Raw genomic sequence first — 25,865 nt, forward strand, 5'->3', positions numbered from 1 at the left:
CAGGCCAAGGAAAGGGCGACCGATGAGCGCAGCGTGGCAAGTCACCTCCTCGCAGACATTGTTGAAGGATCGCTGGATCGACCTGAGGGCCGATCGCTGCGTCACCGCTGCGGGCACGGTCATCGAGCCCTATTACGTGCTGGGCTATCCCGACTGGGTGCATGTCGTGGCGCTCACCGATGCCGATGAGCTCGTCCTCGTCAGGCAGTATCGCCACGGCGCCGGTGCCATGGTGCTGGAGCTGCCGGGAGGCTGCGCCGATGCAGCCGACGCCGATATGGAGGCGGCGGCGCGCCGCGAGCTGCTGGAGGAGACGGGTTTTGGCGCGGCCGAGGTCCGGCACGTCACGACGCTGTTCCCCAACCCCGCGACGCAGTCGAACCGGCTGCACATCATGCTGGCGACCGGGCTGCGGCGCGAGGCAGCGCAATCGCTCGACCCCGGCGAGGATGGGCTGACGATCGAGCTCCTGCCGCTCGCCGAGGTCTTGGCTGGGCTACAGAACGGACTGATCGGCCAGGCCATGCACGTGGCGGGCTTGCTGCTCGGGCTGGCGAAGGCCGGGCGGCTGAAGCTCGGCGTCTAGCGGCGTTGGCCGTTACCTGCGGGCGGCGGCGATGACGCGGCACATGAAGGCGCGGGCGCTGGGTTCGTTGGCGATCTGGCCGGGCTGGACGGTGAAGACCATGTCGACGCGGGTGGCCGGGCCGCTCGTCTTGGCGGTGACCTTCAGGAATTGCGGGCGTCCCGAGCCGGACGTCTCCTGCATGGCGGAGACCGTGGCGCCGGCCTTGTCGACCTCGATGTTGCCGAAGCCGTCAGCCGCAATGGCGCGGGCAAGCGGGCTCAGCACGACCGCCGGCTTGCGATTGGGGATGAGATCCCAGGTGCGGTAGGTGATGGCCGTGACCATCGGGACGCCGGCCGACTTGAAGTTGTCGGCGCAGGATTGCGCCTGGGCGCCGGCAGCGGCGAAAAAGCTTAGTGCGAAGGGGAGGGCGGCAAATGCCGCGGCGCGCTTGGTCATGCGAATGAGCTTTCTGTTCCTGTAGCCTGATCAACCGCTCATAATCTCCAAACTGCCGCGCTGCCATCCTGACCTAGCGTCGTGGAGACGATCTGTACTGTGGATTGCGCTTGTTCGATTGATTGAGCCATCTGGTGTAGCCGTCGCTGCGCTCGCAATGATGGTGAGGCGCTGCGCGGCGATCTTGACTTTCGCCACAATCTGGCGCTTTAACCCGCCCATTCGTTTCGCCGACATCGACGAGACCACATCCGCCGACCGGGCCGCTCGCCTGAGCCAAGAGAGCCCGGAGGTCAACGCCCGACAGCGCGTCTGCGCCCTCGGGCGCGAAACCGTTTGGAGATGGTGTCCGTTCTGTTCGGCGAGTAACTGATCGAAACGGACAAAGCCGCATGTTCGGCACGCTGAGCGACAGACTCTCCGGCATCCTCTCGGGCCTGACCCGCAGGGGTTCGCTGACCGAGGACGACGTCAACGCCGCGCTCCGCGAGGTGCGCAAGGCGCTGCTGGAGGCTGACGTCGCGCTCGAAGTGGTCCGCACCTTCACCGAGAAGGTGCGTGAGCGGGCCGTCGGCGCCGAGGTGCTGAAATCGATCACGCCCGGCCAGCAGGTCATCAAGATCGTCAATGACGTCCTGATCGACACGCTCGGCGGCGAGGGCGAGGGCATCACCTTCGACGCCGTGCCGCCGGTGCCGATCCTGATGGTCGGCCTGCAGGGCTCCGGCAAGACGACCTCGACCGCCAAGATCGCCAAGCGCCTGACCGAGCGCAACAAGAAGCGCGTCCTGATGGCCTCGCTCGACACGCGCCGCCCGGCCGCGATGGAGCAGCTCGCCATTCTCGGCCAGCAGGTCGGCGTCGCTACGCTGCCGATCGTCGCCGGCCAGTCGGCCGTGCAGATCGCGCGTCGTGCCGTCGAGGCGGCCAGGCTCGGCGGCTTCGACGTGGTGATGCTCGACACCGCCGGCCGCGTCACGCTCGACGACACGCTGATGGCCGAGGTCGCCGAGGTCAAGGCGGCGACCAACCCTCACGAGGTGCTGCTCGTCGCCGACGCGCTGACCGGCCAGGACGCGGTCAACACGGCGCGCGCCTTCGATGCCCGCGTCGGGCTGACCGGCATCGTGCTGACCCGCATGGACGGCGATGGCCGCGGCGGCGCCGCGCTCTCGATGCGCGCCGTCACCGGCAAGCCGATCAAGCTCGTCGGCACCGGCGAGAAGACCGATGCGCTCGAGGATTTCCACCCCTCGCGCGTCGCCAACCGCATCCTCGGCATGGGCGACATCGTCTCGCTCGTCGAGAAGGCGGCTGCGACCGTCGATGCCGACCAGGCCCAGGCGCTCGCCCAGCGCCTCGCCAAGGGCAATTTCGACCTTTCCGACATGCGCACGCAACTCCAGCAGATGGAGAAGATGGGCGGTCTCGGCGGTGTCATGGGTATGCTGCCCGGCATGAAGCAGGCGCAAGGCCAGCTCGCCAATGCCGGCATGAACGACGCCGTGATCAAGCGCCAGATCGCGATCATCGGCTCGATGACGCCGGGCGAGCGCAAGAATCCCGACCTGCTCAAGAACAGCCGCAAGAAGCGCATCGCGGCCGGCTCCGGCACGACGCCGGAGGCGATCAACAAGCTGCTCAAGATGCACCGCCAGATGGCGGACATGATGAAGCAGATGGCCCGCCAGAAGGGCGGCATGCTCGGCAAGCTCGGCCAGATGTTCGGGCTTGGGGGCGGCATGCCGGCCGGGATGCCGGACCCCTCGAAGATGGATCCGGCGCAACTCGCCGAGCTCCAGAAGCAGCTCGGCGCTGGCGGTGGCATGCCGTCGCTACCGCCCGGCGGCTTCCCCGGATTGCCCAAGGGCGTCACGCCGCCCGCGGGCATGATGCCGAAGCTGCCCGGACTGGGCGGTGGCGGCGGATTGCCCGGCCTCGGCAACCCGTTCGGCAAGAAGAAATAGGGGCGGAGCGGGAAACACCCTCTTCGTCGCTCGCTATCAGTTCAAGCACTCAACCAAAGGAAGAAGACCAATGTCCCTCAAGATCCGCCTGACCCGCGGCGGCGCCAAGAAGCGCCCCTACTATCGCATCGTCGTTGCCGACGCCCGCTCGCCGCGCGATGGCCGCTTCATCGAGAAGATCGGCTCCTACGATCCGATGAAGGCGAAGGATTCGCCGGAGCGCGTCGTGCTCGACCTCGAGAAGGCCGCGGCCTGGCTCGCCAAGGGCGCCCAGCCGACCGACCGCGTGCTGCGCTTCCTCGATGCCGCCGGCATCGCCAAGCGCCCGGCCCGCAGCAACCCGGAGAAGGCCGTTCCCGGCGACAAGGCCAAGGAGCGCGCCGAGAAGAAGGCCGCGAAGTCCGCCGCCCCGGCTGAAGCCGCTGCTGAGTGAGCTGCTTGCGGTCATGCTCGGGCGAGGCCCGGGCATGACGCGCTTGGCGCGTTCCTGTCCGGATTGACCCCTCATGGCTGACGACCTCGTCCTGCTCGGCATCGTCGGCGCGCCGCATGGCGTGAAGGGCGAGGTCCGGATCAAGACCTTCACCGGCGATCCCCTCGCGATCGGCGAATACGGCCCCCTGTTCGACGATCAGGGCCGCAGTTTCGAGATCGCCGAGCTCCGGCCCGCCAAGGAGGTGGTCGTCGCCCGGCTCAAGGGCGTGAGCAGCCGCGAGGCGGCCGAGGCGCTGAACGGCGTCAAGCTCCATGTCGAGCGCAGCCGCCTGCCGGTTGCCGACGACGAGGACGAGTTCCTCCATGCCGATCTCGTCGGCTGCGCTGTCACCGATTCCGACGGCGCGGTGCTCGGCGAGGTCCGCGCCGTCGCCAATTACGGCGCCGGCGACCTGCTCGACATCGAGCTGCCCGACGGTCGCTCGGTCTTGATGCCCTTCACCAAGGCCTTCGCGCCGCATATCGACATCGCCGCCAGGCGGATCGAGGTCGCGCCTCCGGTCGGGCTGTTCGAGGTCGACGATGACAAGTGAGCCTGCCCGCGCGCTGATCTTCGACATGGACGGCACCATCGTCGACAACATGCGCTTCCATGACGATGCCTGGGAGCGCTGGCACCAGAGCCAGAACCTCGCCTTCGACCGCGCGAGCTTCTTCAGCCGCACCGCCGGCAAGGCCAATACCGAAATCCTCTCCGGCTATTTCCCCGGGGCCAGCCTGGCCGAGCTCGAAGCCTTCGGGCTCGACAAGGAAGAGCTCTACCGCGACACGTACCGGCCGCATGTCGTGGCGCATGCCGGCCTGATCGAGCTGATGGCCAGGGCTGAGGCGGCCAACGTGCCGATGGCGGTGGCCTCAGCCGCGCCGCCGGCCAATATCGACCTCGTGCTCGACACGCTCGGCCTGCGCTCGCGCTTCGCCACCATCGTCTCGCCCTCGCAGGGCTTTCGCGGCAAGCCGCATCCCGACATGTTCCTGGCGGCGGCCGAGCGCATGGGCGTGCAGCCCGAAGCCTGCCTCGTCTTCGAGGATGCGCCGCTCGGCGTCGAGGCCGCCAAGCGCGCCGGCATGAGGTCGGTCGCGATCCTGACCATGCTGGGCGCCGAGGCCTTCGCCCATTTCGACAACGTCATTGCCAGCGCGCCCGATTTCACGGCGCTGGACGGGGTGCCAGCCCTGCGCTTCGTATAGTTTTCCGTGGAAGCACGCCGTCATCCCGGGCAAGCCGCGTTTGCGGCGCAGCTCCGGGATCCATCGTAGGACGCCGGAGCCCACGATGGATCCCGGAGCTCCGCTTCGCTCCGTCCGGGATGACGCCGCATTTGCTTTGTGTCAGCAGAGTCGAACCATGCCCTTCCGCGCCGACATCCTGACGCTCTATCCGGAGATGTTTCCCGGCCCGCTCGGCATCTCGCTGGCGGGCGAGGCTCTGCGCACCGGCCTGTGGTCGCTTCAGGCGCATCAGATCCGAGAGCACGGCATCGGCCGGCACCGCACGGTCGATGACAGCCCGGCCGGCGGCGGGGCTGGCATGGTGCTGCGCTGCGACGTTCTGGCGGCGGCGATCGATGCGGCGGTGCCGGCCGAGGATACCAGACCGCGCCTGCTGATGTCGCCGCGCGGGCGCCGGCTCGACCAGGCCTATGTCCGCGAGCTGGTGGCGGGGGAGGGCGTCGTCATCGTCTGCGGGCGCTTCGAGGGCGTCGACGAGCGCGTGATCGAGGGACGTGGCCTCACCGAGGTCTCGGTCGGCGACTACGTGCTCTCCGGCGGCGAGATGGCGGCGCTCGTGCTGCTCGACGCCTGCGTGCGGCTCATCCCCGGCGTGATGGGCAAGGAAGCCTCCGGCACCGACGAGAGCTTTGAGAACGGGCTGCTGGAGTATCCGCAATACACCCGCCCGCGCGAATGGGAGGGCAGGGGCCTGCCCGAGGCGCTGCTCTCCGGGGATCACGCCCGCATCGCGAGGTGGCGGCGTGAGCAGGCGGAGCTGATTACAAGAGAGCGGAGGCCGGATTTGCTCTCTCCTTCTCCCCTCGGGGGAGAAGGTGGCCCGGCGAAGCCGGGTCGGATGAGGGAAGGACGGTAGGGGAGTTCGCCATCCTTCCCTCATCCGTCAGCGCTGCGCGCTGCCACCTTCTCCCCCGAGGGGAGAAGGGTTTACGGCGCTTCGACCGGCAGCCTTTCGGCCAGCCAGCCGCCGTTGCCCAGCATCCCCGCCCTTACGATGGCGAGATCGCGCCAGCCGCGGCCCGCGAGTTTCTGCTGGACAGAGCTGGCCTGGCCGCCGCTGCGGTCGATCAGGATGATGCGCTTGTTGGGGTAGTCGACGCGCAAGCCGGCGAGCCTGACTTCGAAACCGGATGCCTCGGCATCGAACCTGAGCGCACCTTTCGGCACGCCGGTATCGGTCCATTCCTCCGGCGTGCGGATGTCGACGAGGATGAGCTTGCGGGCGCGGACGCCGTCATAGGCCTCGCGGGCCGAGAGCGCGGGCACAGACGATTGTGCGCCGGCCTGGGTGGCCGGCGCACATAATGCGATCGCAAGGAGGAAGACGCGACGGTTCACGCCAGAAGCGCCAGCCAAGGCCAGCCCTCCCGGCGCTTTGCCGCCAAGCCTCAGCGCAGCTCGGCGCAGAAGCGCTGGATGCGGCGGCAGGCCTCTTCCAGCTTCTCGTCCGCGGTGGCGTAGGAGATGCGGAAGTTCGGGCCCAGGCCGAAGGCCGAGCCCTGCACGGCGGCAACGGATTCGTGCTCGAGCAGGCCGATGACGAGGTCCTCGTCGGTCTCGATCACCTTGCCGTCCGGCAGCTTCTTGCCGATCAGCCCGGAGCAGTCCGGGTAGACGTAGAAGGCGCCTTCCGGGGTCGGGCACTTCAGGCCGCGCGTCTGGTTCAGCATGGAGACGACGAGGTCGCGCCGGCGCTCGAAGGCCTTCTTGAACACCGGCAGGTGGTCCTGCGTGCCGTCGAGCGCCTCGACCGCGGCCCATTGCGAGATCGCCGAGGTGCCCGAGGTCTGCTGGCCCTGGACCATGTCCATGGCGTTGATCAGGTGCACGGGGCCGGCGGCGTAGCCGATGCGCCAGCCGGTCATGGCATAGGACTTCGAGACGCCGTTCATGGTCAGCGTGCGCTCGTAGAGGCCGGGCTCGACCTGCGCCGGCGTGACGAACTTGAAGTCGCCGTAGACGAGGTGCTCGTACATGTCGTCGGTCAGGATCCAGACATGCGGGTGGCGCATCAGGACCTCGGTCAGCGCCTTCATCTCGGCATGGGTATAGGCCGCACCGGACGGGTTCGAGGGCGAGTTCAGGATCAGCCACTTGGTCTTGGGCGTGATCGCGGCCTCGAGATCGGCCGGCTGGAGCTTGAAGTTGTTCTCCAGCCGCGCCTCGCAGAAGGTCGCGGTGCCGCCGCAGAGTGCGACGATCTCGGGATAGCTGACCCAGTAGGGCGCGACGCAGATCACTTCGTCGCCCGGGTTCAGCGTGGCGAGCATGGCGTTGTAGATGACGTGCTTGCCGCCGGTGCCGACGATGGTCTGGTTCGGCTTGTAGTCGAGCCCATTCTCGCGCTTGAGCTTGCGGGTGATCGCCTCGCGCAGCTGCGGGATGCCGGCAACCGGCGTGTACTTGGTCTCGCCGCGGCGGATCGCGGCGATCGCCGCCTCCTTGATATTGTCCGGCGTGTCGAAATCGGGCTCGCCGACTGAGAGCGAGATCACGTCCTTGCCCTGCGCTTTCAGGTCGCGCGCCTTCTGCGTGATGGTGATGGTCGCAGACGGCTTCACGCGCTTCAGGGCGTCGGCAAGAAAGGCCATGGAACTGATCTCCGGGGAGCGGACAGGGCTGCGCTCAAGGCTAAGCGCGCGCGTGGTTTAGGACTCATGCGCCGGCATCGCAAGCAAGAGTGCTTGATCATTCGCAGAAGCGAAGCGAATTTGAGCAGCTGTCTGGCGGTTTTTTGGCGCGGGAGGCCCGGTTCGTGGCGGAGGAAAGCTGGTTCTGGAAGCATCGCTGGAGCCTGATTCCCGCCGGCTTCGTCGCGGCCTGCTTCGCCTATGGCGTCGGCGGCGCACTCTGGTACCGCTTCGTCACCTCCGGCAGCAACCGGCCCGAGCAGGTCGAGACCTGCGCGCTCGGCTCGTATGACGTCGCGGCCTTTCGCGCGCTGATTGCCCGGGTCCGGCAGGATGGCGGTGCGGGCGGTGGCGGTTGCGGCAAGGCGGACGACCCCGGCGCCTGCCTTGGGCGGGTGCTGAAGGAGCGGGTCGACTCCGTCCAGCGCGTCGCGGGGCCGGACATGATCGGACGGATCATGGCGATGCATGCCGTCATGCGCGCCAACAAGGCCGTCCTGCTGTCGCAGAAGACGGAGCCGCCGGACCAGCCGACCCGCTTCGAGCCGACGCCGGCCGGGTTGCGCCTGGTGCCGTTCGGCCCATCGACGGTGGTCCGGGCCGAGCGCTTCGTCTACGCGCTGGACCAGCGCGAGGTCGGCTTCGACGGGCCGGCCCTGCTCGGCAGCGCGCGGCGGCAGTTCACCTGGGACAGCAGCAGAACCAATGCGCCGAGCGGTCTCTATGCCATCGCCGAAGTGACGATCCTGCTGTCGGACCCGGCGCTGAAATATCCCGACGACCTGACCACCGGCGCAGTCCGCGAGACGATCGATTATGTCGATGCGGCCTGGAGCCATCGCAGCTCCGATTCGGAATGGGCGCGGCGACAGGCGCTCCCCGCGGAATCCGTGCATGAGATGACGTCGCTGTGCCCGCGCCGGCCGGGCTGGCTCGACCAGCCGGCGGTCAAGGCGGCGAGGCCGACGAAGCCGTTTTCGTTCAACAACCTCATGCAGGAGATGAACGAGGCCATGGGACGCTCGGGCGCGAAGCCATGAGCTGCGCAAGCTTGGCCGGAAACGTGCATAGTGCCGGCATTGGCTGAGGGGCCACCAATGACCAGCGCGCCGCGACGCGCAGAAGGCATCCCGTGAAACTCAGGATCGGCTACGAGCTCACCTACGATTTTCCGCAGCCGACCCCGATCATCCTGATGCTGAACGTGCATTTCAGCCGGGTCTCCGACCTGGCCGGGCCGGACCAGATGCGGATCAGCCCGCCGGTTCGCGTCAGCGCCTATCGCGACGGCTTCGGCAACTGGTGCAGCCGGCTGCTGGCGCCGCAGGGCCGCATGCTGATCTCGGCCGACGCCGTGATCAGCGACACTGGTTTGCCGGAGGAGATCCGGTACGATGCCGGGCAGGTCCCGGTCGAGCAATTGCCGGAGGAGTGCATCGTCTTCCTGCTCGCCAGCCGCTTCTGCGACAGCGACCGCCTGCTCGACCTCGCCTGGCAGCTCTTCGGCCATACCCAGCCCGGCGCGCCGCGCGTGCAGGCGATCTGCGACTTCGTGCACCAGCGCATCGCCTTCGACTACAACGACGCCAGCGTGACGCGGACGGCGTCCGACGCCTATCGCGAGGGCCGCGGCGTCTGCCGCGACTATGCCCATCTCGCGATCGCCTTCTGCCGGGCGATGAACATCCCGGCGCGCTATTGCACCTGCTATCTCGGCGATGTCGGCACGCCGCCGCCCTATCCGCCGGGCGATTTCGCGGCGTCCTTCGAGGCCTATCTCAGCGCTGGCTGGCAGATGTTCGACCCGCGCAACAACGTGCCGCGGATCGGCCGCGTGCTGATCGCGCGCGGGCGCGACGCGGCCGATGTCGCCATCGCCACCACGTTCGGGCCGAATACGCTTACGGGCTTCAAGGTCTGGACCGACGAGGTCGTCGAGGCCTGAGGCGCAGCCGCCAGGCCAGATCGCCGTGCGTCCTCTCGGACGCACAGTGGCGATCCAGGCTTTTGTCATTGCATCGGATTTTCCCGAAAGTGGATTCCACTTTTCGGTCCGATGCTCTAGCCGGCGGCTTCGCTATCCGCCGCAGGAGCCTTCTCGTCGAAGAGCGGAGCGACGTCCGGCTTCCTCGCGCGCAGCGGGGTCTTGCGGGTGAGGCCCTTGGATTTCACGGCGGGCTCGTCGGCCTCCGCAGGCCGCGGCTCGAATTGCGCCGGAGCCGGCCGTGGGGCCTCAGCGGGCTGAGTGGTCTTCGCAGCCGTCTCCGGCTCGATCGTCTTGAAGCGGATCATCGTGGTCCTGTCGGTTGGCTTGAGCCGTGGCTGACATGCCCCCGACGGGCTGGATATCGCTGCTCGGGGGCCGTGTTCACTTCTTCTTCGGCGTGGCGGCCTTTGCGACCACTGCGGCGAAGGTCGAGGGCGCGGCGGCTGCGACCTTCGGCTTGTCCTTCTTCGGCTTCTTGGCTTCGCGGTTGCCGCGTTGTTCGCCTTTTGCCATGGGATCGGCTCCTTGTTTCGAGGCCGCGGGCTGCGGCCTTGCAGGGTCAGGCCAGCCGGAGCTGCGTATCGATCGCCACGATCGGAAACGCACGCGGGGCCGCATTCGCTGCGGGCGCGGCGTGCTGCTTTTCGGGATCGATGGTGCTTTCGGTCATTGCGGCCGGCTTTCGGCTGCCGCGGCTGTCCCGGACAGAGGCCGGGCGCACATGTCGAAGCAGAATCGGAGTCTAGGGCAGAGCCTGCGCGGGTGCACGCGGTTTCTTGCGCAACACGCGAGGAGGGGTTGCTTCAGGCGCGCGCGTCCAGCCAGGCCTTGCGCCGCAGCACCATGCTCACAGCGCCGGCGCTCCAGCGCGGCCGGCCCCAGCAGGGAAAGCCGCGGCGGTTCAAGCGGCGGGCGATGTCGGCTGGGTCGTCTATGCCGGCCGCGACGAGCTGGCCGATCAGCGCGCCGGCCGCCTCGACGAAGATCGCGAACAGCGCCCGCTCGAGCCGGCGCTCCCTGCCATCACGCAATCGGCCGGGCTTTCGCCCGGCCGAATCCGCCTGGATATGGTCAATTCTTGCGAGAATTCAGCGTACTCCCAGGCCGAAGCTGGGCTCGACCGCGTTGGGCGAGAGCATCACCGCGTTGGGATGGCCGCCCTCGAACAAGGCGAAGCGGACAGCGTCCTTCTTGTCGCGGAAGATGCCCTCGGACTTGCCTTCGAGATCGCGGGCGACCCAGAAGCCGGCCTTGGACTGGCCGACCAGGAAGAGATGGCTCGTGGCATCGAGCGGTTGGATAGGCGTGGATTGGCCCATGTCTTTCGTACTTAGCCTCTTTCGTGCTCAGCGCTCAGTTCGGCATCATCAGCCAGGTGCGCAGGGCGACCAGGCCGGCCGCGACCAGCATCATCACGGCGAGAACGGCGAGCTCCGCCGCCAGGATTCCGACCTGCGGCCGCTTGGTCGCAATGCTGCGATAGACGGCGCGGGCGCGGCGCTGGTGAGGGGTGTAGGCGTTGGTGACATCAATCGTCATATCGACCTCCATCGATGACGGAGATGTAGGTCCGGCCCCGGTAAGCTCGCCATGCGGAAGATGCTGCAGCGCATAAGGCCGGCATAAAGGCCGCTTGCCTGCGCCGATTTTCCCTGCGATGGGCCGGGAATGAGCGAAGCGCCAAACCCGATCGCGATCTATGTCGATGCCGATGCCTGCCCGGTGAAGCCCGAGATCTACCGGGTGGCCGAGCGGCACCGGCTGAAAGTCTTCGTCGTCGCCAACTCGTTCATGGCGGTGCCGCGCGAGAGCTGGATCGAGCGCGTCATCGTCTCCGACGGGTTCGATGCGGCCGATAACTGGATCGCGGAGCGGGTCGGGCGTGGCTCGATCGTTGTCACCTCCGACATCCCGCTGGCCGACCGCTGCATCAAGGCCGGCGCCGACGTCATCGGTCCGACCGGAAAACCCTTCACCGAGGCCTCGATCGGCATGGCGCTGGCGACGCGCGACATGATGGAGGACCTGCGCGCGGCCGGCACCGTGACCGGCGGGCCGAAGCCGTTCTCGGCGCGGGATCGCTCGGCCTTCCTGCAGGCGCTGGACGTCGCGATCCAGCGGCTGAAGCGGGCGGGATTTACCGGGTAAAAAGAGAAGCGCGAGGAACCCTCCCCCGTGTGGGAGAGGGCAGGGTGGGAGCCTGCGGTTAGACGCTGCTGCTGTGAGCTATCCGCGGCTCTGTTTCCGCTTCGCTGGTTTTCTGTCCGGCCCTCACCCGCCCCTGCCGGGGCACCTTCTCCCACACGGGAGAAGGGAAGAGGGCGTCGTGCTCGGCGTAGTCGGCGAGCCCGCTCGTGAAACGGCGTTAGCCGACGCTGGACGCATGGCGCCTTTGCCCGTAAATCCTCGGCGAAAGCCCGTTTCCCAATCGGGCTTCTGGGAGGAATTTCATGTCGATCACCCGCCGTTCCGCGCTCGGCCTCGTTGCCGGCGCCGTCTTCGCTCCGGCCGTCGTCCGGGCCCAGGCCTTCCCGTCGAAGCCGATCAGCCTGGTCGTGCCCTATCCGGCCGGCGGCCCGACCGACGCGATCGCCCGCTTCGTGGCGCAGGACCTCTCGACTTCGATCGGCCAGAACGTGCTGGTCGACAACCGCGCCGGCGCGTCCGGCGCCGTCGGCACCCGCGCCGTCGCCCATGGCGCGGCCGATGGCTACACGATCGTGTTCGGCAACAACCAGACGCATGGCAACAACATGTTCCTGCTGAAGGATCCGGGCTACGACGCGGTCAAGGATTTCGCGCCGCTCGCCGGCGTCGGCGCCTTCGAGCATGCCTTCGTGGTGCGCAACGACCTGCCGGCCAAGACCATCCCCGAGCTGATCGCGCTGGCCAAGGCCGATCCCGAGAAGCTCAACTACGGCTCGACCGGCGTCGGCTCCGGCTCGCATCTCGCCATGGAACTGTTCATGCAGCGCACCGGTATCAAGATGACGCATGTGCCGTTCCGCGGCGCCGCGCCGCTGGTGCAGGAGATCATCGGCGGCCGCATCGACATCGCCAACTCGACGCTGCCGAGCGTGCTGGAGCAGATCAACGCCGGCACGCTGCGGGCGCTCGCCATCGCGAGCCCGGAGCGCAACCCCTACGCCAAGCAGATCCCGACGCTGCGCGAGCAGGGCGTGAACAATGCCGACGCCGATTCCTGGGCCGCCTTCTTCGCGCCGGCGGCGACGCCGCAGCCGATCTTGGACCAGCTCTCGAAGGCGATCATCGCTTCGCTCGCCAAGCCGGAGACCAGCAAGGCGATCCTGAACCTCGGCTTCACGCTGAAGGTGCGCGATCCAGCCGCGTTCAAGCCCTACCACATCCAGGAGATCGCGACCTGGAAGCAGATCATCACTGACGCCGGCGTGAAGCCGGAGTAGGCGGCGCGGCTTGCTGCGCTTCGCCGGCCCGGGCGACGCCTCTCCCGTCATGGTCGGGCTTGTCCCGACCATCCACGTCTTCGCTCATCCTGGGTGGCGTTCAAGACGTGGATGCTCGGGACAAGCCCGAGCATGACGGTGAGGGCAAACCTTACGACGGGGCCGACCGTTTCACTTCGGCGTGAGCCGGTGGCAACGGAGTGGTGAAGCATCGCGTTATGCTCCACTGCCGTTCGCAGGAACGACAGGGAGAACTCGATGCGCCCCACCGCCCTTGCCCTCTGCCTCAGCGCCGTGCTTTCAGCCTTCGCCAGCACGCTTCCGGCCGGCGCCCAGCAGCGCTTTCCGTCGAGTGCTGGCGAACTCGTGGTCGAGACGGTCGCGGGCGGGCTCGAAAATCCCTGGGGCCTCGCCTTCCTGCCGGATGGGCGCATGCTGGTGACGGAGCGGCCGGGCCGGCTGCGGCTGGTCTCGGCCTCCGGCGAGCTGTCGCGGCCGATCACCGGCGTGCCCAGCGTGATGGCGCGGGGGCAGGGCGGGCTGCTCGATGTCGCGCTCGATCCGAACTTCGCGCAGAACCGGCAGATCTACCTGTCCTTCGCCGAGCCGCGCGCCGGCGGCAACGGCACCAGCGTCGCCAAGGCGCGGCTCAGCGCCAACGGCACGGCGCTGGAAGGCCTGAGCGTGATCTTCCGGCAGATGCCGACGATCAACAGCAACATGCATTTCGGCTCGCGGCTGGTCTTCGACCGCACGGGCGCGCTCTTCGTCACGGTCGGCGACCGCTACAGCCAGCGCGACCAGGCGCAGAACCCGGCCAACCATCTCGGCAAGGTGCTGCGCATCAGCACCGATGGCGGCGCCGCCCCGGGCAATCCGAAGAAGGAGGGCTGGGCGCCGGAGATCTGGTCGATCGGCCATCGCAACGTCCAGGGCGCGGCGCTGCATCCGGAGAGCGGCCAGCTCTGGACCGCCGAACATGGCGCGCGCGGCGGCGACGAGGTCAACGCCCCCAAGGCCGGGCTGAACTATGGCTGGCCGGTCATCACCTACGGCATCGACTATTCCGGCGTGAAGATCGGCGAGGGCACGTCGAAACCGGGCATGGAGCAGCCGCTGTTCTATTGGGACCCGTCGATTGCGCCTTCGGGCGCCGCCTTCTATACCGGCGCGGTCTGGCCGGCCTGGAAGAACTCGCTCTTCGTCGGCGCGCTCGCCGGCCAGATGCTGGTCCGGCTGTCGACGAGCGGCGAGGCCGTGACCGGCGAGGAGCGCCTGCTCACCACCATCAGCGAGCGCATCCGCGATGTCCGGCAGGGGCCGGACGGGTTTCTCTACCTGTTGAGCGATGATGCCGGCGGGAAGATCTTGCGGGTGCGGCCGGCCCGGTAAGGCATTCTCCACCCGTCATTGCGAGGAGGCGCAGCCGACGAAGCAATCCAGGGGCCTCACGCACTTCCTCTGGATTGCTTCGCTGCGCTCGCAATGACGGGGCGGCCTCAGGGCCCGCAATCCCACTCGTTCTCGATGGCGAAGACGTTGCGCTTGGCGAGTTCGCCGGTCGGGGAATAGAGGTCGCCGATATAGTACGCAGTGCCGGAGGCATCATGCGTGCTGCGCTCGACCTGCAGCGACCAGCCCAGGCCGACATGGTTGGCGCCGCGATAGTCGCGGTGGAGGTTGCTCGGCGAGGCGGAGGCGAGGATGCGCGCGCTGTCGTCGCTCGGGCTGCAGGTCGGGCCGGCGAGGACCGGGCTCGCGGCGGCCAGAAGGCAGCCGGCGATCAATGCCGTTCTAATCAAGACGTGTCTCCTAAGGCTTAGGCTGGGAAGCGAGGGCAGTCAGGTGATGGCCGCCAGCCGCGTGTCGAGCGCCAGCACCATGCACCAGTGCGGCTCGAAATCGGCGCCGAGCGGCCAGAGTTGCTCCTTGAAGATCTCGAGCATCCGGGTCTGGTAGCGCTCGAACCAGGACCGCTGGCAAAGCACGAACTTGGTCGCGGCGACAATCGTCTCGCGGTCGATGATGCAGAGCGGCACAATCTCAGGATGCGCTTCGAGATAGTTCTGCACAGTTACCATCAGCGTCGGGTAGCCAGGGTGGAGCATGTCGTCGAGGACGAGCAAGCCGCCATCGGCGAGGCAGGCGGTGGCGAGGGCGAGGTCCTTGGTCAGCGCCGCACGCGAGTGCTCGCCGTCGATATGGATCAAGCGCAGCGTCTTGCCGCCCGCGTGCTTAAGCAGGTCGGCCGGGGCCATCGCGCCGGCATCGGCCTTGATGGTAACGCGGCGCTCGGGCGCGATGCCGTGCTTCAGGCAATTGGCCTCGAAGCGATCCTTCACCCCGGCATCCGGCCATTCGAAGATGTCGATGCCGAGCGCGACCTCGCCGGGGTCGAGCGCATGCGCCAGCGCGATGAAGAAGCGGCCCTCGAAGGCGCCGATCTCGGCGATCGGCCCGCTCACGCCCTCCTCGGTCTGGAGGCGTAGCAATCGCGCGCAGATCGACGCAGCGAAGCGCGAGGACATGCCGACGACGCTGTCATAGCCCTCGGTGAGATAGGCTTCGACGGCAGGATGTCCGGGCGAGGGAAAGGGCATGTGGTTTAAGCCTTGGCCTGGAAGATGAAGAAGGCGCCGGCCGCGATCAGCGCGAAGCCGATGGCGTGGTTCCAGGTCAGCGGCTCCTTCAGCCAGAACACCGAGAAGCCGGCGAAGACGGTCAAGGTGATGACCTCCTGCATCGTCTTGAGCTCGGCGGCGGAATAGACCGCCGAGCCGATGCGGTTGGCGGGCACGGCCAGCATGTATTCCGGCAGCGCGATCATCCAGCTCACGAAGATCGCGAGCGCGATCGCGCTGCTCTTGTAGCTGAGATGGCCATACCAGGCGAAGGTCATGAAGATGTTCGAGCCGAGCAGCATCAGGATCGGCAGGAGATGGGCTGAGGTGATCGCGGGCATCGGGACAGCCGTTGGGTAAGGGACGCCAAGCCTAGCGGGCCGGCCGACAACCCGAAAGGGCGGCTCAGCCGTAGCGCAGCTTCATCGACAGGATGGTGAGGACGAGGAGCAGCGTCACCGCATTGGCGCCGATCAGCGGCCAGGACATCAGCAGCACGCCATAGGCCAGCCAGAGCACGATGCCGAGCGCGAAGAAGACCTGCGTCCAGAGCGAGATCGCCCTGGTGTCGCGCGTGCGGATCGTGTGCCAGGCCTGCGGCACCCAGCACAGGGTCGTCAGCGCGGCTGCGGCGAAGCCGAGCATTTCGGTCGTTGCGGTTGGCATGGTCCGGGGCATCTCGAATCGATTGGTCCGCTGCTTAGCTGCTTTTCGCAGCGTCCGCGCCCTGAAAACCGGCATGGTTAACCTCTCTTAACCCCCGCCGCCCTAGATTCGCGCCATTGCTGAGATTCGGTGGGTTCATGCGCGCTCTCAAACTGGCTCTTCCGCTCCTCCTCGCAGCCTCGGCCGCTCAGGCGGATTTCGACTCCTGCGTCGCAGGCCTGCGTTCGGCCGCGGCGGCCCAGGGCGTCTCGGGCGCGACCTTCGACCGGGCCATGGCGGGCGTCACGCCCGACATGAAGGTGATCGAGGCGATGAACAACCAGCCGGAGTTCAAGACTCCGATCTGGGACTATCTCGGCACGCTCGTCGATGACGAGAAGGTCGCGGAGGGGCGCAACATGCTGCGCCAATACGCGTCCGTGCTGGCGTCGGCGGAGCAGCGCTTCGGCGTCGACCGCCACACCATCGTCGCCGTCTGGGGCGTCGAGAGCGATTTCGGTAAGGCGCGTGGCAAGATGCCGCTGGTGCAGGCGCTCTCGACCGGGGCCTGCCTGGCGCCGCGCCGCAACGCCTTCTTCAAAGGCGAGCTGATCGCGACCCTGCAGATCATCCAGCGCGGCGATCTCAGGCCGGAGCGGCTGATGGGCTCCTGGGCCGGCGCCTTCGGCCATACCCAGTTCATCCCCTCGACCTATATGCGCCTCGCCGTCGACGGCGATGGCGACGGCAGGCGCGACCTGGTCGATTCCGTCGCCGACGCGCTGCATTCGACCGCGAACTTCATGGCCAAGGCCGGCTGGCAGACCGGCGCGACCTGGGGCTACGAGGTGCGCGTGCCGGACGGCTATTCCGGCCCGACCGGACGCAACCCGAAGCAGCCGGTCTCGAGCTGGGCGGCGCGCGGCGTCGTCAAATACGATGGCTCGTCGCTCTCTGGTTCTGGCAATGCCGGGCTGCTGATGCCGGCGGGGCGCAACGGCCCGGCCTTCCTCGTCTTCAAGAACTACGACGCGGCCTACAGCTATAACGGCGCCGATTCCTATGCGCTGGCGATCTCGCTGCTCTCCGACCGCATCCGCGGCCGGCCCGGCATCCAGGCTGCGTGGCCGACCGACGACCCGCCGCTCTCGCGCGAGGAGCGCCGCGAGCTGCAGCGCCTGCTGATCGCGCGCGGCTTCGATGTCGGCGAGCCGGACGGTGCCGTCGGCGCGTTGACGCGGGCGGCAATCAAGCAGGTCGAGGCGCAGATCGGCATGGCCCAGACCGGGCGGCCGGGCGGGAAGGTGCTGAGGTCACTCCGCGGGCGCTGAGACCATTCGATACTTCTACTGGCGCGGCCGTCTGACGCGGCTGTCTGCGCTTCCGGTGCTCACGTACAAACGTACGCTCCGCTCCGGTTCTCGACAGCCACGCCAGCCAGCTCACGCCAGCGAAGTCTCGAACGGCCTCAGGCCTGAGGGAATGCACTTCCCAGAAAACGGGTGGCGTAGCGGCATCGTCGCGGCAGGATCGCGGCGGACGTCCTTCTGGAGCTCAACGACATGACACGCCGCCTGATTTCGACCGGATCACCCTTCGAGACCGCCTTCGGCTATTCGCGCGCCGTGGTCGACGGCGATCTCGTCTTCGTCTCCGGCACGACCGGCTACGACTACGCCACCATGATCCTGCCGGAGGACCCGGCCGAGCAGGCCCGCAACATCTTCCGCACGATCGAGGCGGTGCTGACCGAGGCCGGCTCGTCGCTGGCCCAAGTGGTGCGGGCGCAGTACTTCGTCACCGACCGCGCCTATTGCGAGCCGGTGCTGCAGGTCTGCGGTGAGGTCTTCGGCCAGATCAGGCCGGCTGCTGCGATCTATGTCGTTGCCGGCCTGCTCAAGCCGGAGATGAAGCTGGAGATCGAGGTCACCGCGCGGATCGTGGCGAAGTCGCAGACCTGACGGCCTTCCCTCGCGACATATGCCCTGCGAGCAAGGTCCTTCTTCGCCAGGCGAAGCCGGCTTTGCTTGCGCTCGGCCCGATCCCCTCGTAATCAGCCCGGCAAGGCTTTCCCGGCCTGCCCACAACCAGAAAACGCGTGCGAGGCGACCCCATGGCGACCCACAAGCTCCTGCTCCTGCCCGGCGACGGCATCGGTCCCGAAGTCACTGGCCAGGTCGAGAAGATCGTGAGCTGGTTCGAGAAGCAGGGCCTCGCCTCCTTCGCGCTGGAGCGCGGCCTCGTCGGCGGCGCCGCCTATGACGCCCACAAGCAGGCGATCTCGGAAGGCGACATGAAGCTCGCCCAGGATGCCGACGCCGTGCTGTTCGGCGCGGTCGGCGGCCCGAAATGGGCTGATGTGCCCTATCAGCACCGGCCCGAGGCCGGCCTGCTGCGGCTGCGCAAGGACCTTGGCCTGTTCGCCAACCTGCGTCCGGCGATCTGTTATCCGGCGTTGGCCTCGGCCTCGTCGCTGAAGCCGGAGGTGGTCGAGGGGCTCGACATCCTGATCGTGCGCGAGCTCACCGGCGGCGTCTATTTCGGCGAGCCGAAGGAGGTCGTGACGCTGGAGGACGGCTCGAAGCGCGGCGTCGACACGCAGGTCTACACGACCGGCGAGATCGAGCGCATCGCCCGCGTCGCCTTCGAGCTGGCGCGCACGCGCAGCAACAAGGTCTCCTCGGCCGAGAAGCACAACGTGATGAAGACCGGCGTGCTCTGGAAGCAGACGGTGACCGCGCTGCACGCCAAGGACTATGGCGATGTCGAGCTCGAGCACGTGCTCGCCGATAACTGCGCGATGCAGCTGGTGCGGTGGCCGAAGCAGTACGACGTCATCGTCACCGACAACCTGTTCGGCGACATCCTCTCCGACGTCGCGGCGATGCTGACCGGCTCGCTCGGCATGCTGCCCTCGGCCTCGCTCGGCGCGGAAGACCCCGCCACCGGCAAGCGCAAGGCGCTCTACGAGCCGGTCCACGGCTCGGCCCCCGACATCGCCGGCAAGGGCCTGGCGAACCCGATCGCGATGATCGGCTCCTTCGCCATGGCGCTGCGCTATTCCTTCGGCGCCGGCGAGGCCGCCGACAGGCTCGAGGGCGCCATCGCCGACGTGCTCGGCTCCGGCACCCGCACCAAGGACATCGCGGCGCCCGGCGCCAACGCCGTCTCGACCACCGAGATGGGCGACGCGATCGTCAAGGCGCTGGAAGCGCGCGGGTGAATTCCTGCCTTCTCCCCTTGCGGGAGAAGGTGCCCCGAAGGGGCGGATGAGGGTCGCGCTGTCCTCTGTCACTGAGTTGGGTGAGGTGTCGCATCGCTACCGTTGCGCGACCCCTCATCCGTCTCGGCTTCGCCGAGCCACCTTCTCCCGCAAGGGGAGAAGGAAAGGCGTTGCGCCTCTGCCTCTCCCCCTCGTGAATTGGCGGATGCCCCCGCGTGCACTAAGCTCCGCGCACCGAAACGGAGTATGTCCGTCTATGCTGATCAAACGCCGCCTGGGCTGGGAATTGCCCGAGAGCCAGGCCACGCCTGAATCCGTCTTCTTCAACCGGCGGGCCTTTCTCGGCGCAGGTGCCGGCCTGATCGCGGGGGCGGCGCTGCCGCAGATCGCCGCGGCGCAGGGCACTGACCCGACGCTCGACCTCTACCCGGCCAAGCAGAACCCGGCCTACACGCTCGACCGGCCGGTGACCGAGGCGGATTTGGCGGCGAACTACAATAATTTCTACGAGTTCGGCACGTCGAAGGACGTGGTCGGCGCGGCCAAGCGGCTGCAGCCGCGGCCCTGGACCATCGCGATCGACGGCATGGTCGAGAAGCCCTTCGAGATCGGCTTCGACGACCTGATCCGCAAGATCCCGCTGGAGGAGCGGCTCTACCGCTTCCGCTGCGTCGAGGCCTGGTCGATGGCGGTGCCCTGGACCGGCTTCCCGCTGAAGGCGCTGGTCGAACTCGCCAAGCCGCAAAGCGGCGCGAAATATGTCAGATTCGAGACCTTCATGAACCCGCGCATCGCGCCGGGGCAGTCGCAGCGCTGGTATCCCTGGCCCTATACCGAGGGCCTGACCATGGCGGAGGCGACCAACGAACTCGCGCTGATGGTGACGGGCATCTACGGCAAGCCGGTCCCGAACCAGCACGGCGCGCCTCTCAGGCTGATCACGCCGTGGAAATACGGCTTCAAGTCGGTGAAGTCGATCAACAAGATCAGCTTCGTCGCCGAGCGGCCCAAGACCTTCTGGGAGGGGTTGCAGGCCTCCGAATACGGCTTCTGGGCCAATGTGAACCCTGAGGTGCCGCATCCGCGCTGGAGCCAGGCCAGCGAGCAGCTGCTGGGCTCGCGCGACCGCCGGCCGACCCTGCTGTTCAACGGCTATGCCGAGCAGGTCGCGGGGCTGTATAAGGGGCTCGAAGGCGAGAACCTCTATATGTGAGAGACCATTTGAGAATTCTACTGGGGCGGTCGCCTGACGCGGCTGTCTGCGCTTCCGGTGCTCACGGACCAAATGTCCGCTGCGCTCCGGTTCTAGACAACCACGCCAGTCGACTCACCCCAGCGAATTCGCAAACGGCCTCCAGCGTCGCCGGATGTGAGGAGGCGCAATGAGCCAGGGTTTCTGCTTGTTCGACACCGCGATCGGCGAGTGCGCGCTCGTCTGGGACGGCGAGCGTATCATCGGCGCGCAATTGCCGGAGCAGGACGAGGCGAGGGCACGCAAGCGCCTTGAGCAGCGCTGTGCCGATGCGGTCGAAGCGCTGCCGCCGCCCTTTGTCGAGCAGGCGATCGCCGCGATCAGGGCGCTGCTCTCCGGCGAGCAGCGCGACCTCTCCACGCTGCCGATCGATCTCGCGGGTGCGCCCGAATTCAACCGCAAGGTCTATGACGTCGCGCTCGCGATCCCGCATGGCGAGACGCTAACCTATGGCGAGGTCGCGGCGCGGATCGGCGAGCCCGGTGCGGCACGCGCAGTCGGGGTGGCGCTCGGCCAGAACCCGATTCCGATCATCGTGCCCTGCCATCGCGTGCTGGCGGCCAATGGCAAGACCGGCGGCTTCTCGGGCGGTGCCGGTGTCGAGACCAAGCTGCGCATGCTGACGATCGAGAAGGCGCGCACGAGTCACGCGCCGAGCCTGTTCGACGCGCTGCCGCTGGCGGCAAGGCCGCGCTGAGGGGCGCTGTCCCGCCAAACACTCTCCACGTCATGCTCGGCCTTGTGCCGAGCATCCACGCCTTGCGCGATCGAAGACGAGTGGCAGGTCAAACACGTGGGTGGCCGGGACAAGCCCGACCATGACGGCGGAGGTTTCCCAGCCAACATGGGCAGCCGGTTCCAGCCGCGCGGCAATGCCCAAATTCTAGGCAAGAAAAAAGGCCGGCATCCCGAAGGAGCCGGCCTTGAAGTTTGAAACATCCGGCGCAAGCGCCAAACATCTCAGAGGGGAACGGCTGGAACGAACTCAACGCCGGGAGGAGATTGCGGAGCCCGTTCCGAACAACCGTGATTGCTATATCGGGCAGCAGCTGCCTTTTTGCAATGCAGCATAGCTTGGGTCCGTCATGCGCTGTCTGCATGACCTTTCGGCAACCGTATCAAATTTTAGCCTAAATGACGGAGAAGCATGCGTTTGCTGCGGTGTTGGTCGCTTTTTCGTTACCGCCAATAGTCCCTGCCGGAAACGAGAAAGCCGGCTTCGCAGGTGAAGCCGGCTCAATCGGGATGGTGCCATGCGCTGGGCTCAATACGTCCAGCGCTGCGCCTTCTGGATCAGGAAGTCGCGGAAGACCTGGACGCGGGCGACCGACTTCATCTCCTCGGGGTAGACGAGGTAGCTCTCGAGCTGCGGCATCTCGGTCTCGCGCATCAGCTGCACCAGCGGCGAACCGGTCTCGATCAGGTAGTCGGGCAGCACCGCGATGCCGGCACCCGAATCGACCGCGCGCTTCATCGCCGTGATGTTGTTGACGGTGAGGTGGATCGTGCGCGGATTGCGCTGCTCGCGGCCGAGCGTGCCAAGCCAGTGCACCGCCGTCAGGTAGGATGGCGAGGTGCCGCCGAAGGTCAGCAGGCGGTGGTTGTCGAGGTCATCGTAGCTCTTCGGCTCGCCGAAGCGCTTGATATAGGCCGGCGAGCCGTAGACGTGGAAATGCACCGTGAAGAGCTTGCGCTGGATCAGGTCCGGCTGCTGCGGCTGGCGCAGGCGAATGGCGATGTCGGCCTCGCGCATCGAGAGGTCGAGCTCCTCGTCGGTGAGGATGAGGTCGACCTTGATGTCGGGGTAGAGATCGAGGAACTCGGCCAGCCGGGGCGTCAGCCAATGGCCGCCAAGCCCGCGCGTGGCCGTGACCTTGAGCTCGCCCGATGGGTGCTCGCGCGTCTCCGACAGCTGCGAGCGCGTTCGCTCCAGGCGCTGTGTCATCTCGCGCGCGGCACGCCAGAGAAGCTCGCCCTGCTCGGTGAGGATCAGCCCGCGCGTATGGCGGTGGAACAGCGGCGCGCGCAATTCCCGCTCCAGCGCACCGATCTGGCGGCTGACGGCAGATTGGCTCAAGCCCAGAACGTCGCCAGCTTTGGTGAAGCTGCCCGACTCTGCGACGGTATAAAAAATCCTGATGCGGTCCCAATCCACCGCGGTTCCCCCGTTATGCGTTTAATGCATGTTGGGGGGTAAAATTCTTTTCCGTCAATGGTTGCGTTGCAGGTCAGCCTGTTTTTCGCACCGATTATCGTGAAAAAATCCATCAACAAACGTGATGAATCCTCGGGGAGCCCCTATTCGGCGGCCTGTCGCTCTTCCGAGACATTGGCGGCGAGCCACCGCTCGGCATCGAGCGCGGCCATGCAGCCGAGGCCGGCCGCGGTGACCGCCTGGCGGTAGTGCTCGTCGGTGACGTCGCCGGCCGCGAAGACGCCGGGAACGTCGGTCTGAGTCGTGCCGGGCGTGGTTTCGAGATAGCCCGATTCGCGCATGGCGAGCTGGCCCACGAACAGCTCCGTCGCCGGCTTGTGGCCGATGGCGATGAAGACGCCGTGCGTCTGGAGTTCGCTCTCGGCGCCGGTCTTGAGGTTGCGCAGGCGCAGATGCGTGACGGAGGGCGGCTGCGTGCCGCCGCAGATCTCGGCGATCTCGCTATCCCAGATCACCTCGACCTTGGGGTGCTTGAACAGCCGGTCCTGCATCACCTTCTCGGCGCGCAGCGAATCGCGGCGATGGACCAGCGTGACCTTCGAGGCCAGGTTGGCGAGGTAGAGCGCCTCCTCGACGGCGGTGTTGCCGCCGCCGACGACCACGACCTCCTTGTTGCGGAAGAAGAAGCCGTCGCAGGTGGCGCAGGCCGAGACGCCGAAGCCCTGGAAGGCCTGCTCCGAGGGCAGGCCGAGCCACTTGGCCTGGGCTCCGGTGGCGATGATCAGCGCATCGCAGGAATAGGTCTCGCCGCCATCGCCCCAGAGGCGAAAGGGGCGCTGCGAGAGGTCGACCTTGGCGATGTGGTCGGAGACCATCCTGGTGCCCATGTGCTCGGCCTGGGCGCGCATCTGCTCCATCAGCCAGGGGCCCTGGATCACATCGGCGAAGCCGGGATAGTTCTCGACATCGGTGGTGATCATCAGCTGGCCGCCGGCCTGGAAGCCCGAGATCATAACCGGCTCCAGAAGGGCGCGCGCGGCATAGATCGCGGCGGTGTAGCCGGCCGGGCCTGAGCCGACGATCATGACGCGGGCATGGGTGTGGGCCATGGTCACTATCCTCAACGCGCGGCGCGCTGCCGCGTCTTCGTTCCGTCAGATACGGTCTCGGCTGCGCTTCGCAAGTCCGAACCCATTCAAGATCAGGCGATGCCGAGCTCGGCGCGGTGGCGCAGCCAGCCTTCGCGCACCCTCTCGGCGATAATCCCGGTCGAGTCTATGGGCTCATAGCGGGCGCCTTCAAGCCGTCCCGCAAAATGATGCACAGCGCCCTGCCGCCTCAGCGCCTCCAGGAACTTCGCCAGCTTGCCATGGCCGCCATGCGGCTCGAAGACGAGGATGGGGGCGCCGGTCGCCGCCGCCTCGCCGATCATGTTGGTCGAATCGGCCGTGGCGACGATGGCGTCGGCATTGGCGAGCAGCGGGACGTAGGGGTTCAGGCCCGCGCCATCCCACCACCAGCCGCCGTGCCGGGCGAAGACAGCCGCGACCGCCTGGTCGAGCGCCGGCGAGGTCCGCCGCGAGCGCGTGCCCATCAGCGCGACGCCCGAGCTTGCCAGCGCATCGAGCCCCTGCGCGAAGCGGGCGATGTCGTCCGGCCTGAAGCGATGGTGGCGGCTGTCGCCGCCGACGATCACGGCGGCGCGCGGGCCGGACAGGGCGGCGATGGCGGGCGGCGGGTTCGCCCTGGCCCGGCTGAGCTGCTCCGGCGCGAGCTTGTGCGGAGAGGTCACCGTGACCAGCACGTTGTCGCCGCGCAGGCGATCATGCTCGGAAACCCAGATCAGGTCGGCTGCGCCTGTGCCGATGCGCGGGTCCTTGAGGAAGACGGTGAAGCTGCGGCCGTTCGAGGCCTTCTTGACCGCGCGCAGATAGGCGACGGCGCGCCGGCCCGAGGCGATGGCGATGTCGGGGAAGGGCGGGCGAATCGGGCTGTTCGGCCGGTCCGCGCCTTCGCGCGGGTCGATCGGCCCGCGCGGCATCAGCCAGGCCCAGGGCTTGCCGGGCGACACGCGCCTGACCTCCGGCTCGACGCCGAGTCGCTCGGCCACGCCGAGGCATTGCACCTCGTCGCCGGCCTTGCCGTCAGTCAGGACCCAGATCGAGGGCGGGGGATCGGCCGGCAATAAAATGTCTCCGGAACTGGTGCGGACGATGCCTTGTATCGCCTTGGCGCTGCGTCTACACCAGCGCGACTTTGCTTTCCTGGGGGATTTTGTGCGTTCAAAGCTCGACGAGATCGATATCCGCATCCTGCGCGAACTGCAGGCCGACGGGCGGATGACCAATGTCGAGCTAGCGAGTCGGGTCGGCATCTCGCCGCCGCCATGCCTGCGCCGCGTCAGGGCGCTGGAGGAGGCCGGGCTGATCACGGGCTACCGCGCCCAGCTCGACGAGCGCAAGCTCGGGCTCGACGTGGTCTGCTTCGCCTTCGTGCACCTGGCGAGCCAGGCCGAGGCCGATCTCGAAGCCTTCCAGGGCCGTATCCGCGCCTGGGATGCCGTGCGCGAGTGCTGGAAGCTCTCCGGTGATATCGACTTCGTGCTGAAATGCGTCGCGCCGGACCTGAAGGCCTTCCAGGATTTCGTCGGCGACCTGACGGCGCTGCCAAACGTGCGCAACGTCCGCACCGCGCTGGCGCTCGACCGGGTCAAGGACGAGCCGATCGTCCCCTTCGGCTGAGCGAGGCCCGCGTGAGCGTCACGGTACGCAAGGCGGTCACTGCCGACCTGCCGTCGATCCTGGCGCTGTATCGCCAGCTCAGCATCACCGATCAGGTTCCCGATGCTGCGACCGCCGCCGGGACATGGCAGCGCATCCTCGCCAGCGACTTCATGACCGTGCATGTCGCGGAGCTGGAGGGGCGGGCGGTGGCGACCTGCGTGCTGCTGATCGCGCCCAACCTGACCCGCAACATGCGGCCCTTCGCGCTGGTCGAAAACGTCGTTACCGAAGCGGGGCTGCGCGGGCAGGGCGTCGGCAAGCGCGTCGTCCAGGCGGTGATCGCGCAGGCCTGGGCCGAGGGCTGCTACAAGGTCATGCTGCTGACCGGCCGGAAGGACCCGGCCGTGCTCGGATTCTACGAGGCCTGCGGCTTCAGCCGCGGCAAGACGGCCTTCGAGGTCCGGCGGCCGGTAGCCTGAGAC

At 67.4% G+C, this 25,865-nt stretch carries 33 protein-coding genes; 18 read left to right on the plus strand and 15 right to left on the minus strand.

Features of this window, described 5'->3' with window-relative positions; all coding sequences use genetic code 11:
• Nucleotides 1-22: 22 nt before the first annotated feature.
• A complete protein-coding gene (locus DWF00_RS07160) occupies nt 23-586 on the plus strand; it encodes an NUDIX hydrolase (RefSeq protein ID WP_114831452.1) in 564 nt (187 codons plus the stop codon).
• 12 nt (nt 587-598) lie between these two features.
• On the opposite strand, the gene DWF00_RS07165 is transcribed toward DWF00_RS07160, so the two are convergent.
• A complete protein-coding gene (locus tag DWF00_RS07165) occupies nt 599-1,027 on the minus strand; it encodes a hypothetical protein (RefSeq protein WP_114831453.1) in 429 nt (142 codons plus the stop codon).
• 392 nt (nt 1,028-1,419) lie between these two features.
• Here DWF00_RS07165 and ffh point away from each other — a divergent pair, with 392 nt between their 5' ends.
• The 5 genes from ffh to trmD all read left to right on the plus strand — a co-directional run bounded on the left by ffh (nt 1,420) and on the right by trmD (nt 5,578).
• The gene (gene ffh / locus DWF00_RS07175; protein ID WP_114831455.1) at nt 1,420-2,994 is read left to right on the plus strand and encodes a signal recognition particle protein; all 1,575 of its coding nucleotides are present in this window, start codon (nt 1,420-1,422) and stop codon (nt 2,992-2,994) included.
• Between the two features lie 70 nt (nt 2,995-3,064).
• On the plus strand, nt 3,065-3,427 hold the full coding sequence (rpsP, locus tag DWF00_RS07180; protein WP_114831456.1) for a 30S ribosomal protein S16: 363 nt from the start codon (nt 3,065-3,067) through the stop codon (nt 3,425-3,427).
• A gap of 73 nt (nt 3,428-3,500) precedes the next feature.
• Complete coding sequence (gene rimM / locus DWF00_RS07185) at nt 3,501-4,022, plus strand: ribosome maturation factor RimM (RefSeq protein WP_114831457.1); 522 nt, start codon at nt 3,501-3,503, stop codon at nt 4,020-4,022.
• Complete coding sequence (locus DWF00_RS07190) at nt 4,012-4,680, plus strand: HAD family hydrolase (RefSeq protein ID WP_114831458.1); 669 nt, start codon at nt 4,012-4,014, stop codon at nt 4,678-4,680. The genes rimM and DWF00_RS07190 overlap by 11 nt, the downstream gene beginning before the upstream one ends.
• Nucleotides 4,681-4,837: 157 nt before the next feature.
• Nucleotides 4,838-5,578, plus strand: coding sequence for a tRNA (guanosine(37)-N1)-methyltransferase TrmD (gene trmD, locus DWF00_RS07195; RefSeq protein ID WP_114831459.1), 741 nt, complete (start codon nt 4,838-4,840; stop codon nt 5,576-5,578).
• A gap of 71 nt (nt 5,579-5,649) precedes the next feature.
• On the opposite strand, the gene DWF00_RS07200 is transcribed toward trmD, so the two are convergent.
• Together DWF00_RS07200 and DWF00_RS07205 are read right to left on the minus strand one after the other, a co-directional pair.
• Nucleotides 5,650-6,060: a rhodanese-like domain-containing protein gene (locus tag DWF00_RS07200; protein WP_147283775.1), complete on the minus strand. Its 411-nt coding sequence runs from the start codon at nt 6,058-6,060 to the stop codon at nt 5,650-5,652.
• A 50-nt stretch (nt 6,061-6,110) separates the two neighbouring features.
• Nucleotides 6,111-7,313 carry a pyridoxal phosphate-dependent aminotransferase gene (locus DWF00_RS07205; RefSeq protein ID WP_114831461.1) on the minus strand — a complete coding sequence of 401 codons (1,203 nt, stop codon included), beginning with the start codon at nt 7,311-7,313 and terminating at the stop codon, nt 6,111-6,113.
• Nucleotides 7,314-7,477: 164 nt separating this feature from the next.
• Here DWF00_RS07205 and DWF00_RS07210 point away from each other — a divergent pair, with 164 nt between their 5' ends.
• Together DWF00_RS07210 and DWF00_RS07215 are read left to right on the plus strand one after the other, a co-directional pair.
• On the plus strand, nt 7,478-8,392 hold the full coding sequence (locus tag DWF00_RS07210; RefSeq protein ID WP_147283776.1) for a hypothetical protein: 915 nt from the start codon (nt 7,478-7,480) through the stop codon (nt 8,390-8,392).
• Nucleotides 8,393-8,484: 92 nt separating this feature from the next.
• Nucleotides 8,485-9,297 (plus strand): transglutaminase-like domain-containing protein, encoded by an 813-nt coding sequence (locus tag DWF00_RS07215; protein ID WP_114831463.1) that lies wholly within the window; start codon nt 8,485-8,487, stop codon nt 9,295-9,297.
• A 116-nt stretch (nt 9,298-9,413) separates the two neighbouring features.
• Here DWF00_RS07215 and DWF00_RS07220 read toward each other — a convergent pair whose 3' ends face one another.
• From DWF00_RS07220 to DWF00_RS07235, 5 genes are all read right to left on the minus strand, one after another.
• Nucleotides 9,414-9,644, minus strand: coding sequence for a hypothetical protein (locus tag DWF00_RS07220; RefSeq protein WP_114831464.1), 231 nt, complete (start codon nt 9,642-9,644; stop codon nt 9,414-9,416).
• A 76-nt stretch (nt 9,645-9,720) separates the two neighbouring features.
• A complete protein-coding gene (locus DWF00_RS29970) occupies nt 9,721-9,852 on the minus strand; it encodes a hypothetical protein (RefSeq protein WP_281270129.1) in 132 nt (43 codons plus the stop codon).
• Between the two features lie 290 nt (nt 9,853-10,142).
• A complete protein-coding gene (locus DWF00_RS07225) occupies nt 10,143-10,370 on the minus strand; it encodes a hypothetical protein (protein ID WP_114831465.1) in 228 nt (75 codons plus the stop codon).
• A gap of 57 nt (nt 10,371-10,427) precedes the next feature.
• Entirely contained in the window at nt 10,428-10,658 is a 231-nt protein-coding gene (locus DWF00_RS07230) for a hypothetical protein (RefSeq protein ID WP_114831466.1), read from the minus strand.
• A gap of 34 nt (nt 10,659-10,692) precedes the next feature.
• Nucleotides 10,693-10,878, minus strand: a complete 186-nt coding sequence (locus tag DWF00_RS07235; protein ID WP_147283777.1) for a hypothetical protein — start codon at nt 10,876-10,878, stop codon at nt 10,693-10,695.
• Between the two features lie 129 nt (nt 10,879-11,007).
• On the opposite strand from DWF00_RS07235, the gene DWF00_RS07240 reads away from it, so the two are divergent.
• The 3 genes from DWF00_RS07240 to DWF00_RS07250 all read left to right on the plus strand — a co-directional run bounded on the left by DWF00_RS07240 (nt 11,008) and on the right by DWF00_RS07250 (nt 14,156).
• The gene (locus tag DWF00_RS07240; RefSeq protein WP_114831468.1) at nt 11,008-11,487 is read left to right on the plus strand and encodes a YaiI/YqxD family protein; all 480 of its coding nucleotides are present in this window, start codon (nt 11,008-11,010) and stop codon (nt 11,485-11,487) included.
• A gap of 302 nt (nt 11,488-11,789) precedes the next feature.
• Entirely contained in the window at nt 11,790-12,764 is a 975-nt protein-coding gene (locus tag DWF00_RS07245) for a Bug family tripartite tricarboxylate transporter substrate binding protein (protein WP_114831469.1), read from the plus strand.
• Nucleotides 12,765-13,022: 258 nt separating this feature from the next.
• Nucleotides 13,023-14,156, plus strand: a complete 1,134-nt coding sequence (locus DWF00_RS07250; protein ID WP_114831470.1) for a PQQ-dependent sugar dehydrogenase — start codon at nt 13,023-13,025, stop codon at nt 14,154-14,156.
• Between the two features lie 107 nt (nt 14,157-14,263).
• On the opposite strand, the gene DWF00_RS07255 is transcribed toward DWF00_RS07250, so the two are convergent.
• From DWF00_RS07255 to DWF00_RS07270, 4 genes are all read right to left on the minus strand, one after another.
• Entirely contained in the window at nt 14,264-14,566 is a 303-nt protein-coding gene (locus DWF00_RS07255) for a hypothetical protein (protein WP_147283778.1), read from the minus strand.
• A 39-nt stretch (nt 14,567-14,605) separates the two neighbouring features.
• A complete protein-coding gene (locus tag DWF00_RS07260; RefSeq protein ID WP_114831472.1) occupies nt 14,606-15,364 on the minus strand; it encodes a class I SAM-dependent methyltransferase in 759 nt (252 codons plus the stop codon).
• 5 nt (nt 15,365-15,369) lie between these two features.
• Nucleotides 15,370-15,726, minus strand: coding sequence for a DMT family protein (locus tag DWF00_RS07265; protein WP_114831473.1), 357 nt, complete (start codon nt 15,724-15,726; stop codon nt 15,370-15,372).
• Between the two features lie 64 nt (nt 15,727-15,790).
• Nucleotides 15,791-16,051, minus strand: a complete 261-nt coding sequence (locus tag DWF00_RS07270; protein WP_114831474.1) for a SemiSWEET family sugar transporter — start codon at nt 16,049-16,051, stop codon at nt 15,791-15,793.
• 137 nt (nt 16,052-16,188) lie between these two features.
• On the opposite strand from DWF00_RS07270, the gene DWF00_RS07275 reads away from it, so the two are divergent.
• From DWF00_RS07275 to DWF00_RS07295, 5 genes are all read left to right on the plus strand, one after another.
• Complete coding sequence (locus DWF00_RS07275; RefSeq protein ID WP_114831475.1) at nt 16,189-17,361, plus strand: lytic murein transglycosylase; 1,173 nt, start codon at nt 16,189-16,191, stop codon at nt 17,359-17,361.
• 231 nt (nt 17,362-17,592) lie between these two features.
• Nucleotides 17,593-17,991: a RidA family protein gene (locus DWF00_RS07280; RefSeq protein WP_114831476.1), complete on the plus strand. Its 399-nt coding sequence runs from the start codon at nt 17,593-17,595 to the stop codon at nt 17,989-17,991.
• Nucleotides 17,992-18,143: 152 nt separating this feature from the next.
• Nucleotides 18,144-19,253: a 3-isopropylmalate dehydrogenase gene (leuB, locus tag DWF00_RS07285; protein ID WP_114831477.1), complete on the plus strand. Its 1,110-nt coding sequence runs from the start codon at nt 18,144-18,146 to the stop codon at nt 19,251-19,253.
• A gap of 256 nt (nt 19,254-19,509) precedes the next feature.
• Nucleotides 19,510-20,466, plus strand: a complete 957-nt coding sequence (gene msrP / locus DWF00_RS07290; protein WP_114831478.1) for a protein-methionine-sulfoxide reductase catalytic subunit MsrP — start codon at nt 19,510-19,512, stop codon at nt 20,464-20,466.
• Between the two features lie 169 nt (nt 20,467-20,635).
• Entirely contained in the window at nt 20,636-21,202 is a 567-nt protein-coding gene (locus DWF00_RS07295; protein ID WP_114831479.1) for a methylated-DNA--[protein]-cysteine S-methyltransferase, read from the plus strand.
• A 567-nt stretch (nt 21,203-21,769) separates the two neighbouring features.
• On the opposite strand, the gene DWF00_RS07300 is transcribed toward DWF00_RS07295, so the two are convergent.
• From DWF00_RS07300 to DWF00_RS07310, 3 genes are all read right to left on the minus strand, one after another.
• Nucleotides 21,770-22,660: a LysR family transcriptional regulator gene (locus tag DWF00_RS07300; protein WP_114831480.1), complete on the minus strand. Its 891-nt coding sequence runs from the start codon at nt 22,658-22,660 to the stop codon at nt 21,770-21,772.
• Between the two features lie 143 nt (nt 22,661-22,803).
• A complete protein-coding gene (gene trxB / locus DWF00_RS07305; protein WP_114831481.1) occupies nt 22,804-23,769 on the minus strand; it encodes a thioredoxin-disulfide reductase in 966 nt (321 codons plus the stop codon).
• Between the two features lie 92 nt (nt 23,770-23,861).
• Nucleotides 23,862-24,845, minus strand: a complete 984-nt coding sequence (locus DWF00_RS07310; protein ID WP_245973781.1) for a mitochondrial fission ELM1 family protein — start codon at nt 24,843-24,845, stop codon at nt 23,862-23,864.
• Nucleotides 24,846-24,936: 91 nt separating this feature from the next.
• On the opposite strand from DWF00_RS07310, the gene DWF00_RS07315 reads away from it, so the two are divergent.
• Both DWF00_RS07315 and DWF00_RS07320 read left to right on the plus strand, forming a co-directional pair.
• On the plus strand, nt 24,937-25,401 hold the full coding sequence (locus DWF00_RS07315; RefSeq protein WP_114831544.1) for an Lrp/AsnC family transcriptional regulator: 465 nt from the start codon (nt 24,937-24,939) through the stop codon (nt 25,399-25,401).
• Between the two features lie 11 nt (nt 25,402-25,412).
• Nucleotides 25,413-25,862, plus strand: a complete 450-nt coding sequence (locus tag DWF00_RS07320; protein ID WP_245973782.1) for a GNAT family N-acetyltransferase — start codon at nt 25,413-25,415, stop codon at nt 25,860-25,862.
• Nucleotides 25,863-25,865: the final 3 nt, after the last annotated feature.

The sequence above is a fragment of the Allobosea caraganae genome (assembly GCF_003351345.1).
GTDB lineage: Bacteria > Pseudomonadota > Alphaproteobacteria > Rhizobiales > Beijerinckiaceae > Allobosea > Allobosea caraganae.